General features: G+C 34.5%; 15 protein-coding genes and 1 riboswitch. Of the genes, 14 read left to right on the forward strand and 1 reads right to left on the reverse strand.

Annotated features, from left to right (window positions below):
- Window positions 1-106: 106 nt before the first annotated feature.
- From NG806_RS06745 to NG806_RS06800, 12 genes are all read left to right on the forward strand, one after another.
- Window positions 107-1,003 (forward strand): arginase family protein, encoded by an 897-nt coding sequence (locus tag NG806_RS06745; protein WP_261512445.1) that lies wholly within the window; start codon window positions 107-109, stop codon window positions 1,001-1,003.
- Window positions 1,004-1,013: 10 nt separating this feature from the next.
- Window positions 1,014-1,610, forward strand: coding sequence for an HPP family protein (locus tag NG806_RS06750; protein WP_214824190.1), 597 nt, complete (start codon window positions 1,014-1,016; stop codon window positions 1,608-1,610).
- Window positions 1,611-1,614: 4 nt separating this feature from the next.
- Window positions 1,615-1,959, forward strand: a complete 345-nt coding sequence (locus tag NG806_RS06755) for a hypothetical protein (RefSeq protein ID WP_214824188.1) — start codon at window positions 1,615-1,617, stop codon at window positions 1,957-1,959.
- 23 nt (window positions 1,960-1,982) lie between these two features.
- Entirely contained in the window at window positions 1,983-2,888 is a 906-nt protein-coding gene (locus NG806_RS06760) for a TIGR01777 family oxidoreductase (protein ID WP_261512446.1), read from the forward strand.
- 81 nt (window positions 2,889-2,969) lie between these two features.
- On the forward strand, window positions 2,970-5,225 hold the full coding sequence (locus NG806_RS06765; RefSeq protein ID WP_261512447.1) for an excinuclease ABC subunit UvrA: 2,256 nt from the start codon (window positions 2,970-2,972) through the stop codon (window positions 5,223-5,225).
- Between the two features lie 146 nt (window positions 5,226-5,371).
- Entirely contained in the window at window positions 5,372-5,953 is a 582-nt protein-coding gene (locus tag NG806_RS06770; RefSeq protein WP_261512448.1) for a Crp/Fnr family transcriptional regulator, read from the forward strand.
- Window positions 5,954-6,021: 68 nt separating this feature from the next.
- On the forward strand, window positions 6,022-6,378 hold the full coding sequence (locus NG806_RS06775; RefSeq protein WP_261512449.1) for a DUF4406 domain-containing protein: 357 nt from the start codon (window positions 6,022-6,024) through the stop codon (window positions 6,376-6,378).
- Window positions 6,368-6,949, forward strand: coding sequence for a GDP-mannose pyrophosphatase NudK (gene nudK / locus NG806_RS06780; protein ID WP_261512450.1), 582 nt, complete (start codon window positions 6,368-6,370; stop codon window positions 6,947-6,949). The genes NG806_RS06775 and nudK overlap by 11 nt, the downstream gene beginning before the upstream one ends.
- A gap of 138 nt (window positions 6,950-7,087) precedes the next feature.
- A complete protein-coding gene (locus NG806_RS06785; RefSeq protein WP_261512451.1) occupies window positions 7,088-7,669 on the forward strand; it encodes a hypothetical protein in 582 nt (193 codons plus the stop codon).
- A gap of 144 nt (window positions 7,670-7,813) precedes the next feature.
- A complete protein-coding gene (locus NG806_RS06790) occupies window positions 7,814-8,359 on the forward strand; it encodes a hypothetical protein (protein WP_261512452.1) in 546 nt (181 codons plus the stop codon).
- A 101-nt stretch (window positions 8,360-8,460) separates the two neighbouring features.
- Window positions 8,461-8,841 carry a VOC family protein gene (locus tag NG806_RS06795; protein WP_261512453.1) on the forward strand — a complete coding sequence of 127 codons (381 nt, stop codon included), beginning with the start codon at window positions 8,461-8,463 and terminating at the stop codon, window positions 8,839-8,841.
- 14 nt (window positions 8,842-8,855) lie between these two features.
- Window positions 8,856-9,386, forward strand: coding sequence for a Crp/Fnr family transcriptional regulator (locus tag NG806_RS06800; protein WP_214824169.1), 531 nt, complete (start codon window positions 8,856-8,858; stop codon window positions 9,384-9,386).
- Between the two features lie 18 nt (window positions 9,387-9,404).
- Here the strand turns inward: NG806_RS06800 and NG806_RS06805 are convergent, their stop codons facing one another.
- Window positions 9,405-9,866, reverse strand: a complete 462-nt coding sequence (locus NG806_RS06805; RefSeq protein ID WP_261512454.1) for an Lrp/AsnC family transcriptional regulator — start codon at window positions 9,864-9,866, stop codon at window positions 9,405-9,407.
- A gap of 154 nt (window positions 9,867-10,020) precedes the next feature.
- Window positions 10,021-10,205: riboswitch (cobalamin riboswitch) on the forward strand.
- 412 nt (window positions 10,206-10,617) lie between these two features.
- Between NG806_RS06805 and metE the strand changes: the two genes are divergently transcribed.
- Both metE and NG806_RS06815 read left to right on the forward strand, forming a co-directional pair.
- Window positions 10,618-12,927 carry a 5-methyltetrahydropteroyltriglutamate--homocysteine S-methyltransferase gene (metE, locus tag NG806_RS06810; RefSeq protein WP_261512455.1) on the forward strand — a complete coding sequence of 770 codons (2,310 nt, stop codon included), beginning with the start codon at window positions 10,618-10,620 and terminating at the stop codon, window positions 12,925-12,927.
- Window positions 12,928-13,033: 106 nt separating this feature from the next.
- The gene (locus tag NG806_RS06815; RefSeq protein WP_261512456.1) at window positions 13,034-13,786 is read left to right on the forward strand and encodes a nuclear transport factor 2 family protein; all 753 of its coding nucleotides are present in this window, start codon (window positions 13,034-13,036) and stop codon (window positions 13,784-13,786) included.
- Window positions 13,787-14,132: the final 346 nt, after the last annotated feature.

Genomic DNA, 14,132 nt, shown 5'->3' on the forward strand with positions numbered 1-14,132 from the left:
GCAAAGATTGTCATCCCGAAACATTGCAGTCGGTTACAAACTATTTAAACTCGTTTGTAGTCGTTTACAAACGGATAATCCTTATCTTTGAATAAACATTCAGTCTATGAAAAGAGAGATCAATATTTTTGAGTTTCCATTCAATTTGGGTCTCACCAAAAAAGAACACGAGATAGAGCCAGGTGTTAGAAAACTTCCTGACTGGCTTCGAAAATTTGGCTTTCACGATAAACTTAGTCCCAGAAATACGTTCAGGTTAGAAGCTCCGGAATATACCATGTATTTTGATGAAGAAACACAGGTTAAAAATCCTGATCAGATCATTGAATATGCAAAAAGGCAATCCGAACTTATTCTCAATAATTTTAATAAAGATACATTCAATATCATGATTGGAGGTGACTGCAGTATTCTGATCGGAGCTGCCGTTGCACTAAAAAAGCTTGGAAATTTTGGATTGTTCTACCTCGATGGTCATACCGATTTTATTCCACCACAACTCTCTCCGAGCGGGGGTGTTGCAGGAATGGATCTGGCTATTGTTTCAGGAATGGGACATGAAAAATTAACGAATATTGAAGATCTAAAACCTTATTTTTTAGAAGAGAACATTTTCTGTGTCGGAAATGCAGAAATGGATGACGAAGAATATGTTGATCAGATTATCAATTCTGATGTACATTATTATGATCTTGAAAACTTAAGAAAAAACGGTTTCACAAAAACAACTGAAGATTTCTTAAAAATGATTCAGGAAAAGAATTTAGATGGCTTCTTTATCCATTTTGATGTGGATGTTTTAAAAGATGAAATTATGCCAGCTGTAGACAGTAGAATGGAAGATGGAATTGACTATGATAATGTCAAAGAAATTTTAATTCCATTGATGAAAAATAATAAGTGTTTTGGAATTGAAATCACTATATTAGACCCTGACTATGACAAAGAAGGCCTTTATACAAGGGCTTTTATTGAGAATTTAACGCAAATGATAAAAAATTAAAGCAGAAAATATGAAGCAGAAAATAAAAAGAACATTCAGGGTTTCAAAATACGTAATTTATAAAGAAACACTTGTTGATTACAAAGAGCATTTCTGGTCTTTTTTAGGTGCATTTTTCGGAATTGGGATTATTGCATTTATACAATCCCATTATCTTTTGGAACAGGAAAACATTTTTCTTATTGGTTCATTTGGAGCATCCAGTGTTTTGATCTATGGAGCCATTCAAAGTCCACTGGCACAGCCCAGAAATTTAATCGGCGGACATGTTCTTTCAGCATTGGTAGGTGTTACGATATATAAGATCGTTCCTGATATTGTTTGGCTTTCTGCACCTTTAGCTGTTGCATTTTCAATTGTTTTGATGCAATACACCAAGACATTACATCCTCCGGGTGGTGCTACAGCATTGATTGCCGTTACGTCCTCTGGTAAAATTCCTGAATTGGGATACTGGTATGCGCTATCTCCTGTTCTATCAGGATGTATCATCCTATTGCTTGTGGCTTTATTCTTTAACAATATTACTCCCAACAGAAGCTATCCTAATCATAACAGGTTAAAAAAGTTATTAAGAAAAAAACACGAACATAAAATGAAAAAATAAAAGTATGGATTGTCTTGAATGTGGCGAAAAAATACTTGGCAGGTCTGATAAAAAGTTCTGTAATGATGCCTGTCGAAATGCCTACAACAATAAACAGAACAAAGATTCTAATAATCTGATGCGGAATATCAATAATAAACTCCGTAAAAATTACCGCATTCTAACGGAAATCAATATTGATGGTAAAACTAAAATCGCCAGATCGAAACTGGATGGCTTAGGTTTTGATTTTGATTACTTCACCAACCTAAAGGTTTATAAAAATGGTTCTGAATATAAATTTATTTATGACTACGGTTACAAACTTTTAGAAGACGATTTTGTTTTGATCGTAAAAAATCAAGCATAAGTACACCAACCTAAATTAATACTATGAAAGAAGTTGTTTTAATTACCGGAGCTAATGGAATGGTCGCCCGTGAACTATCGAAAAATATTGATAAGGAATATACGGTTCGATTTTTAACGCGAAAAAAAGAAAAAAGCAACGAATACGAATGGAATATTAATAAAGGAACAATCGATGAATCTGCATTTGAAAATGTGAGTCATATTATTCATCTTGCAGGAGCTAATATTTCTGAAAAACAATGGACAGAAGAAAGGAAGAAAGAAATAATTTCCAGTCGTGTTGATTCTGCAAAGCTGATCCTGGAAACTTTAAAAAAGAAAAACATCAAACTAAAGTCTTTCATTTCGGCTTCTGCAATTGGAATTTACGGAGCCAAGACCTCACAAAAGATCTATTCCGAAGAAGATGAAAAAGCCAATAATTTTCTTGGAAAGGTGGTTATTCTGTGGGAGGAGGCAGCTGATGAATTCCTTAAAGAAAATGCTGCAGAAAGAGTCGTAAAAATAAGAACTTCTATTGTCCTTTCTGAAAAGGAAGGAGCTTTAAAAAAGATGGCTGTTCCTATTAAGTTCTGGATCGGTTCACCATTAGGAAGCGGTCAACAGTATATGCCATGGATTCATTTAAAAGACATGAGTGGGATTTATGAATTTGCATTAAAAAACCCACACATGAGGGGAGCATATAATTCAGCTTCTTCGCAACATACAACAAACGAAAATTTTACAAAAAAAATAGCGGAAGTCCTGCATAAGCCCTTGTTTATGCCCAATGTTCCTGCTTTTATATTAAAACTTATATTTGGAGAATTGTCTGTAGCGTTTTTAGAAGGCTCACGGGTTAATTCTCAAAAAATTCAGGACGCAGGATTTCAATTCCAGTTTCCAGATTTAAAAAAAGCACTGGAAGATTTACTGAAAAAGTAATATCCATTCTCAGAAAGATACCTCTTAAGAAAGTATCTGTTCAATATTGAAGTACTTGATTTCATCTGTAAATATTAAATTATGAAAGACATCATTGTAACCAAAGCACGACAGAATAATCTTAAAAACATTTCATTACAAATTCCAAAAAACAAAATCACCGTTTTTACGGGTGTTTCAGGATCTGGAAAGTCTTCTCTGGTTTTTGAAACTATTGGAGCTGAAGCCCAGCGGCAGATCAATGAAACACAAAATAGTTTTATCAGAAACCGCTTGCAACATTTTGGAGTTCCCAATGTTGATAAAATTGAAAACCTCAATGTTCCTTTTATCATCAATCAAAAGAGACTGGGTGGAAATGCCCGTTCAACGGTAGGAACAGCAACAGATATTTACGCCTCTCTCCGATTACTTTTCTCGAGAATAGGTCAACCTTTTGTAGGGTATTCTAATGTATTTTCCTTTAATAATCCTCAAGGGATGTGTCCGGAATGTGAAGGGTTGGGATATGTTCAGACTGTAAATACCGAAACGCTATTCGATAAAAATAAATCTTTGAACGAAGGTGCCATCCAATTCCCTACTTTTCAGTCTGGTGGATGGCGATTAACCCGTTATATTCATTCCGGTTATTTTGATAATGATAAAAAGCTAAAGGATTTTACAAAAGAAGAATGGGAACTATTGTTGCATGCAGAAGAACACACGCCTAAAAAGCCTTCCAAAGAATGGGGTAAAACAGTGAAATATAAAGGAGTCATTCCACGAATTGAAAATTCATTCTTAAAAAAAGACTCTCAAGAAAATGTTACCAGAAAAGAGACTTTAAAAAAAGTTATTATTACAAAGAATTGTCCGCTATGTAAAGGCCAAAGATTAAACGCTAAAATCTTGTCCTGTAAAATTGAAGGGCTCAACATTGCAGACTGCACAGCATTATCTGTTGATGATCTTCTCGCTTTTCTGCAAGACATCCCATCCAAAACTTATTCTTCGATTTTTCAGGAACTCGAAAAAAAACTGCAAAATCTAATTGACATCGGTTTACAGTATCTCACTTTGGACAGACAAACGGATACCCTTTCCGGAGGTGAATCTCAACGGATAAAGATGGTAAAGCAATTGGGAAACAGTTTGGTTGATTTATTATATATTTTTGATGAACCGAGTATAGGACTACATCCTAAAGATATCGACCATATTGTAGACATCATCAAAAAAATCAGAGATAAAGGAAATACAGTTTTAATCGTTGAACATGATCCCGATCTTATTAAAATAGCTGATCTCATTATTGATATGGGACCTGAATCAGGGAAAAATGGGGGTGAAATTATGTACCAGGGGACTTTTAAAAATTTAAAAAATGCTAAAGGTAAAACAGGAAGTTACTTTAGCAAAAAACGAAATTTTAATAAAAATCCACGTTCGGCAAAAGGATCTATTGAAATAAAAAATGGCAGCCTTTTTAATGTAAAAGATATCAGCATAAAGATTCCAACAGGAATTATGACCGTGGTAACGGGTGTTGCAGGTTCGGGGAAAAGTACCTTAATTAATAAAATTCTACCTCTCTTCTATCCTGAAGTAACCATCATAGATCAGTCCGTTTTTACAGCGAGCAGCCGTTCCAATTTATTGACCTATTTAAATTTATCAAATACGGTGAGGAAACTTTTTTCACAGGCCAATAAGGTATCTGATAAACTTTTTAGTCGTAATGGAGAAGGCGCCTGTCCAAACTGCAAAGGTTTAGGTGTTGAAAAAATAGATCTTGCCTTTATGGATGATATTGAACAGCCTTGCGAGGTATGTCAGGGTTCAGGCTATAAACCAGAAGTTTTACAATATCATTATCACAAAAAAAATATCGCTGAAATCATGGAAATGACCGTGTTGGATGCATTGCACTTTTTTCCAAAACCAGAATTCGAACATGAACTCAGCTTACTGATCAAACTGGGATTAGATTATTTAACTCTGGGACAACGGCTCGACAGCTTTTCCGGAGGTGAAAGGCAACGTTTAAAACTTACTAAAGAATTGAATCATACAGCGAAGGTTATCGTTCTCGATGAACCCAGCACCGGACTTCACCCCATTGATAATGAAAAGCTACTTTCATTCTTCGAGGAATTAATAAAAACCAGTAACACGCTGATTATTATTGAGCACAATCTGGATATTATTGCACAAGCCGACTGGATCATCGATATTGGTCCTGGAGCAGGAAAATTGGGCGGTAAAGTTGTATTTGAAGGAACCGTAGAAAATTTACTGAAAGATCATCATTCTGAAACTTCGAAATATTTGAAAAAACATTTGAACGGTAAATAAATCACTAATCATAACTGCTTTAAACCCTTGATGTTCTACAGATATCCCTTTAATTTCCCTGAATTCAAAGGAATAATGAAAGGTTCTTGAAAAAGAAACATTAATTTAGCGTTTGTATGTAAAGAAATAGTGACCATCGGGTACCCATGAATGACAGTTTAATTTTAAAGAATATAACCAAACACATTTCGCTTAATAATGAGGAAGTTACCTACTTCAACTCTTTATTGAAAGAAAGAACAGTTCAAAAAAAAGAGTTAGTTCTAAAGCAACAGCGACTCTGTAAAGAGATCTACTTTGTTCAATCAGGGCTTTTAAGAGCTTTTTACATGGATGTTTCAGGGAAAGAGTCTACTATTATGTTTGCTATGCCGGATTGGTGGATTACAGATATGTACTGCTTTATTAATCACCACCCTGCAATGCTGAATATTGAAGCATTAGAAGACAGTGTTGTTCTACAGTTAAAAAAAGATGATTTAGATAATCTGTACCTGAAAATTCCAAAGTTTGAAAGATTTTTCAGGATCATGATGCAAAATGCATACACAAGAGAGCAGCTTAGAATTATTGAAAATCTTTCACTGACAGCCGAAGAGCGGTATTATGCTTTTCTTCAAAAATATCCATTGGCAGCAGAAAGGATTACACAAAAGCAAATTGCATCCTATCTGGGGATCACACCCGAATTCTTAAGTACAATAAAAACAAATAAACACAAAAAATAACGACTCTTAAACTATCTTATTTTTTTTACATTTTAAGTTCTGTTATTTTGTTCAAAATAGAAAATATTATGCTCATACTTATTGCCGGACCCTATCGCAGTGGTACCAATGACGACCCTCAACTCATACAACAGAACTTAAATAACCTTGAATCAGCTGCATTACCTATTTTCAGAAAAGGTCATATTCCCATGATCGGAGAATGGGTGGCTCTGCCATTAATCCATCTCGCGGGTTCCAAACAGTTAGGTGATGAAGCATGGCAGGAGATACAATACCCTGTTGCCCATCGTATCCTGGAAAAATGTGATGCCATATTACGTTTGAAGGGTGCTTCAAAAGGTGCAGATGAAGATGTAAGAATTGCTAAAGAAAGAGGTTTGAAAGTTTACTATAATATTGAAGATATTCCACATGCAGAATAATAACGTAAAAATTACAAAGACAGAAATTTTATCCGATAATTGGTACACTTTAAATAAAGTTACTTATGAAAAATTAAAAAGTAACGGAACCATAGAAACTCAAAGCAGAGAAGCTTATGACAGAGGAAATGGTGCTACTATTTTACTTTACAATAAAAATTCAAAAACCGTTATTTTAACAAGGCAATTTCGATTGCCTACTTTTATTAATGGGAATACTACAGGTATGCTTATCGAAGCCTGTGCCGGATTATTGGATAATGACAATCCTGAAGACTGTATTAAAAGGGAGACGGAAGAAGAAACCGGATATCAGATCTCCAAAGTAGAAAAGATATTTGAATCTTATATGTCACCTGGCTCCGTCACTGAGATCCTTTATTTTTTTATTGCAGAATATTCTAAAGAAATGAAAACTTCAGCTGGTGGTGGGCTTGAGGAAGAGGGTGAAGATATTCAAGTTTTAGAACTTTCTTTTGATGAAACCTTAAAAATGATCGATACTGGTGAGATTAAAGATGCAAAAACAATCATGCTTCTTCAGCATTTACGCGTTAAAAATATTCTATAGCATCATATTTGCTGCTAAAAAAACTAAAATCCATAAAAACTAATTTTAAAATAAAAATATGTATTTTCATTTCCGTATTTTCATCTTAAGAATTTCTTAAAAAAGGAAGGGGAAATACATTTTAAAAATCAAAAAAATATGAGACGGCAATTTTCATTTATCCTCTTGTTATCATTATCAATAGCTACTTTTGGTCAGAAAAAAGAAACCTCAAGCAGCAAAGAAAAGGCTATTACTGAGCAATTCAAAAATGAATACAAGAAGAAAACCTATCCAAGATTTGAAGGAAAGATTGTTGTAAAGGACACTCAGGTTCAGTTTGATGACAAAACGATCCTATATGATAAATCTGATAAGGTAACCAGTTTAATATTACAACGGGGATTAATTTATCCACAACTTCTAACAGATTATCAAATGGAAAAATTCATAGAAGAAAGCACGGATAAAACCCAAAAAAGATTTCTACGTCTTCAAAAAAATCCACGTGCCGGTTTTGATGTCAACAATGTGAAATTAAGCAATACAACTGAACTCACTTTTCTAGGTTCAAATCCCAAAGCCAAGAGGTTTAGAATTACCTGTAAGGACAATAAACTGGGTAACTTAATTCAGTATCTGTTTGAGTTGACCAATAAAAATGCGGTTAAAGAAACCACGATGGAAGAATTTATTAAAAATTCTACTTTGACGTATTTGCAGCAGCAGAGGATGGATTAAATATTAAACATAAATTCCACTAATATATAGACTAATATTCACAAATAAATATTTGAAAATTCGTGATATTAGTGAAGCCATTTGTGTAATTAGTGTTAAAAAAAATAATTTCTTTCGAATCTACTTACCTATTATAAAATACAAATGTTTAAAAATATATCAAAGTCGCAAATAATCTTTTTCATTATTCTAATTACCTTTTTTTCTGTCTATAGCTTTATTTTAAAACCCATAATTAGAGAAAGATATTTATATGCTGACCTTAAAAATTTCGAAGATGGCTCTTGGAAATACACAATTATCACATTTTTCATTCTCCTGATCATTATACTTTTTGCTATAATTAAATCTAAAACAAAAGATCTTTCAAATCTACCTATTGTTATTCTCGTTTTAGGATTGTCTTGGTTTATGGGACTCCATCATCCTATCAATTATATTTTACTTTTTGTAAATATTCAAACAGGAAAAGAAAAGATTACAAGAAAATACGAAGTTGTTAACCATAAAGAACACCAAGTATTTTGGTTACATGCAGATAAAAATTCTATACACGACGATCAGGATTTTGATAAAGTGAATACATATAGAGTAAAGAAAAATTTAAAGTCAGTTTTTGAATTGAAAAATAATGATACCATTATAGTCAACTTTAAAAAAGGAATAATGGATGTTAATTACCTTTATTAAGATTTCAACCACAAATAGCACTAATATTCACAAATAAATATTTGAAAATTCGTGATATTAGTGAAGCCATTTGTGTCATTAGTGTTAAAATAAAATAAAACATGGAAATCAAAAACATCGATCACATCGTTTTAACCGTAGCCAATATCGATAAAACAATCGGGTTCTACACCCATATTCTCGGCTTCGAAGTCGTAACCTTCGGAGATAACAGAAAAGCGTTGACTTTCGGAAACCAAAAGATCAATCTTCACCAAAAAGGAAAAGAGTTTGAGCCCAAAGCAGAACATCCAACTCCCGGTTCTGCAGATCTATGTTTTATTGCTTCAACAGATATCCATGAGGTTTTAAAGGAATTACGACATAAAAACATTGAGATTATTGAAGGTATCGTTGAGAGAACAGGTGCGATGGGCAAAATAAGATCAATATATTTCAGAGATCCTGATATGAACCTTATTGAAGTAAGTAATTATATTTAAATCCCGTCATAAGTATGTCCCTGGATAAAAATGTTTTAGACGAAATACTAAATGGTTTTGATAAGGAGGAACTTGCTCCTAAAACTTTATTAACGGAAGAAGGTAAAATGGCCCGTAAATTCTACTATCTTGAAAAAGGAGTAGCCAGAGGCTGGCTTAATAATGATGGTAAGGAAATTACTTTCCAGTTTTTATTTGAAGGTAACCTTATCTCATCATGGGAAAGTTTATTTTACAATTCACCAAGTATTTATAATATCGAAATGATAGAGCCTTCTGTTGTTTACAGTACTTCTATTGAAGAGTTCAGGCAAAAGATGGAGCTTAATCCGCATATTAAGGAATTCTATTACAGTTATTTGCAAGAGCGTCTGCTTAAATATCAGAAACTTTTTATTTCGCGGATAAAGGACAGTGCCGAAGAAAGATATGCCGAATTGCTTAAACAATCACCGGAAATTTTCCGCCGCGTTCCGCAATATTATATTGCATCCTATCTGGGGATAACCTCTGTTTCGTTGAGTAGGATAAGAGCAAAAAAGTAATATTGAAGCTCTGATAGTTTATATTGTAACTCCATGATTGTTCTTCACCTCAGCCATCACAAAAGTACTGTGGGTACTTCCTATGGAATCTACAGATCCTAATTTGTTGAATACAAAATCCTGATAATGTTTCATATCCCGTACCTGAACTTTAAGTAAAAAATCAAAATCTCCTGAAATATTATAGCATTCAGCTACTTCTTCGATCTGTACAATTTCTTTCACAAATTTATTTCCTACAGACCGGTCGTGGATCTTTAATTTCACCTGACAGAAAACGGTAAAACCACGATTTAGTTTTTCAGCTTCCAAAACCGCAGCGTAATGTTTGATATAGCCTTCCTGCTCCAGTCTTTTTACCCGTTCAAAAACTGGTGATGGAGAAAGGTTTATTTCTTTGGCCAATTCTTTAACCGTCAGTTTAGCATTCTTTTGCAGGATTCTTAACAGTTGAAGATCCTTATCGTCGAGTCTTTCCACAGGATAATATTCTTTTTTCGATTGATTTTTTCAAATTTACAGAATAAATAACTTTAAAATTAAATTAAAACAAAATTTTATTCCTAATATTTAAAACAATACCAACAAAATAACTTTATTCAATACCTTTACACCCTATTTTGTTCTTTAACATACTTCATCAAACGGAAAAGGTTTTACTTAACGTAAATTAATAGGGAATCGTGTGAAAATCACGAACTGTCGCGCAACTGTAAGTAACACACCAAAGGTTTTTGTCCTTGCAGATCCACTGCCAGAAGCGGGAAGGATGACAAAACTGTTACAAGTCAGGAGACCTGCCTGTTCCGAATTGACAATGCTTTCGCGGTTTGAAGCTTTTGGTCATACAGATGATACTTTTTGAACGTATTGGGTTGTTTAGACTTGGAATGGATATGAGTTTAAACGCAAAGATTTATTATAAAGATTCCTTAGTTTTAAGGAGCAAAGAGATGCGACGCTGTCGCTGATGAAGCTTATGGATAAAACGCATGCTTCTTCAAAATCAATGAAATTGATTTCTCCTTTGCCTTCTTAAATAAGAAGAATTAGAAATAAACTTTGCGTTAAAAAAAATTATTTCAAAGTTACTCTCTAATCTCTTCCTTAAACAGGAAAATTACGTCCATATTGTATCTTCTCTATTGCTGAAAACTCTTTCCCGATCGTATTACGAAGCATTCTAAAAGAACTTTTAAAAACTAAAATTTAATTAAAAGTTTAAAAGAAAATGCAAACACACATCCTAGGTTACCCGCGAATTGGTAGCAACAGAGAACTCAAAAAAGCCTGCGAGCAATATTGGTCGGGCAAAACAACATTACAGGAACTTTTAGAGGTTGGAAAAACCATCAGAAAACAAAACTGGAAATTACAACAGGATGCCGGAATCGATCTTATTCCATCGAATGATTTTTCATTCTACGATCAGGTATTGGATATGACACTGTCAGTTGGTGCTATTCCTGCCCGTTATCAGGACATTACTTCAAATGAACTTGATCTGTATTTTGCTATGGCAAGAGGCCATCAGAAAGAAGGTTTAGATATTACGGCGATGGAAATGACAAAATGGTTTGACACCAATTACCATTATATCGTTCCTGAATTTCAGAAAGATCAACAATTCAGATTATTCTCCAATAAGATCGTCAATGAATTTATTGAAGCTAAAGAAGCAGGGATCAGTGTAAAACCTGTTATCATTGGATTGGTAACGTATTTACTATTAGGAAAGGAAAAAGAAGATGGCTTTGACAAACTAGATCTGGTTCAGAACTTGCTTCCTGTTTATACTGAAATTTTAAAAGAGTTAGAAAATAATGGTGCTGAATGGATCCAGTTTGATGAACCGTTTCTAGCTTTAGATCTTGATCAAAAAGCAAAAGAAGTTTACCAATCTGTTTATACTCAGATCACAGAACAATTCCCGAATCTTAAATTCATCGTTACCACCTATTTTGATGGATTAAAAGATAATCTTTCACTAGCGACTACTCTACCAATTGATGCTTTACATATTGATCTGGTACGCGCTCCGGAACAGTTGGATGAAGTTCTTACTGCCATTCCTGAAACGTTGATTCTGTCATTGGGAGTTGTTGACGGAAGAAATATCTGGAAAAATGATTTCAACCAGTCTCTGGCTTTTATCAAGAAAGCCATAACCGCATTAGGTTCTGAAAGAGTTTTTATTGCTCCTTCATGCTCACTACTTCACTCTCCTTTCGATCTTGATCTGGAGAAAAATGAAAAGATATTATCTCCTGAAATCAAGCAATGGATGGCTTTTGCCAAACAGAAGGTTTCTGAAATTGTTACTTTGAAAAAATTAGCCTCAGAAAATCCAGATTATAGCACACTGCAGGAGTTGGCTGAAAATAAACAAGCTATTGAAAACCGTAAAGTTTCAACCTTAATTCATAATCAGGATGTGAAAAATCGTGTTGCGGTAACGACAGAAAATGATGCGCAAAGAAACAGTCCGTTTAATGTAAGAAAAGAAGCACAGCAGAATGCACTAGAACTTCCGTTATTCCCAACCACTACGATTGGATCTTTCCCTCAAACTAAAGAAGTAAGAAGCTGGAGAGCCCAATTCAAAAAAGGAGATCTGACGGCTCAGAAGTACGATCAATTGCTTAAAGAAGAAACCCAAAGAACCATCAACTGGCAGGAAGAAATAGGAATTGATGTGTTGGTTCATGGAGAATTTGAACGAAATGATATGGTTGAATATTTTGGGGAGCAACTGGCTGGATTTGCATTTACTCAAAATGGGTGGGTTCAGAGTTATGGAAGCCGTTGTGTAAAACCACCCGTCATTTATGGAGATATTCACAGACCACAACCGATGACCGTTTATTGGTCACAATACGCTCAATCTTTAACGCAAAAATGGGTTAAAGGAATGTTGACAGGTCCTGTAACGATCCTTCAATGGTCTTTTGTACGCGATGATCAGCCTCGTTCTACAACCTGTAAGCAGATTGCTTTGGCAATCCGTGACGAAGTAAACGATCTTGAAAAAGCAGGAATCAGAATTATCCAGATCGATGAACCCGCCATCAGAGAAGGTCTTCCTTTACGAAAAGCCGAATGGCAGAATTACCTGCACTGGGCTGTAGAAGCTTTTAGAATTTCTGCAAGTGGTGTTGAAGATGCTACGCAAATCCATACGCATATGTGTTATTCTGAATTTAATGACATCATCCACAATATCGCTGATATGGATGCTGATGTAATCACAATAGAATGCTCAAGAAGCCAAATGGAATTACTGAATGCTTTTGCAGACTTTAAATACCCTAACGAGATCGGTCCGGGAGTTTATGACATTCACTCTCCAAGAGTTCCATCGAAAGAGGAGATGGTAGCATTACTAAAAAAAGCACAAGCCGTAATCCCAGCAGAACAACTTTGGGTAAATCCAGACTGTGGATTAAAGACCCGTCATTGGGATGAAACTGAAAAAGCATTGATCGCGATGGTAGCAGCTTCGAAAGAGGTCGCTGCAGCTTATGCGACTGAGAAAGTTTAATAGAGCTGATTATTATTTTTTTATTGAGGCAGGAGTGAAAGCTCCTGCTTTTTTATTAGCTCCATCTTTCGTATCTTAAGCTCCTTAATTAAAAAACACAAAAAAAATGGAAAACAAACAAAAAGCAATAGCACTTTTAAATGCTATTGAAACTCGGGTACATCTTGATCACATCAATGAAGCGAAGTATGTGCAACACAATCTGAATATTGCTGAAGGGCCCGCAGGCTTAGCCACCTTATTTTCTCAGCTTCCGATAGATACAACAAAGGTAAATATCATAAGAGCTTTTCAAGACGGTGATTATGCTTTCTGCCATGTAGATTACAACTTTTTTGGTCCAAAAACAGGCTTCGATATCTTCCGTTTCGAAGATGGAAAGGCTGTAGAACACTGGGATAATCTTCAGGAAACGTCTGGTCCAAACCCAAGTGGACACACTATGACAGATGGTGCAACGACAATTAAGGATTTAGACAAAACAGAAGCTAACAAAACATTAGCAAGAGGCTTTGTAGAAGATATTTTAGTACAGGGGAAAATGGAAAGATTAAACAGTTACATTGATGGTGAAAACTATACCCAGCACAACCCGCAAATAGGCGATGGCCTATCGGGATTGGGAAAGGCCATGGATCATATGGCTTCTCAAGGCATTACTATGCAATATGACACCATTCACTTAGTATTGGGTGAAGGTAATTTTGTGCTCACAACAAGCGAAGGTTATTTTGCAGGAAAACACACTTCTTTCTACGATTTATTCCGTATCGAAAACGGAAAAATTATCGAACATTGGGATACCATAGAAGAAATTCCATCAAAAGAAAATTGGAAAAATAACAATGGAAAGTTTTAAATGATTCCTTTTTTTGTAGTTCAAAGCCATTCTCAAGAGAATGGCTTTGGTATTAAAAAGTAATACACTTATTAATTACATTATTAATGTTATCGCTATAGAATGAAACTTCAAAGAAGTGACAGCAGCTTATGCTAAAGAAAGTTTAATAGAATTGATTATTATTTTTATATTGCAAGGCATGAGAAAACTCCTGCTTTTTAGTTAAAAAAAAGAAATCAATGACCCCAGAAGAGTTCGTAAAAATTTCTATATAGAAAAACAAAATATTCTTAATTCAAGTTTTGATACTCAATCTGAATTCAGAACTTATGTCTCAACCAAAATAGAAGAATTACATCTTAAT

The organism is Chryseobacterium paludis (assembly GCF_025403485.1).
Taxonomy (GTDB): Bacteria; Bacteroidota; Bacteroidia; order Flavobacteriales; family Weeksellaceae; genus Chryseobacterium; species Chryseobacterium paludis.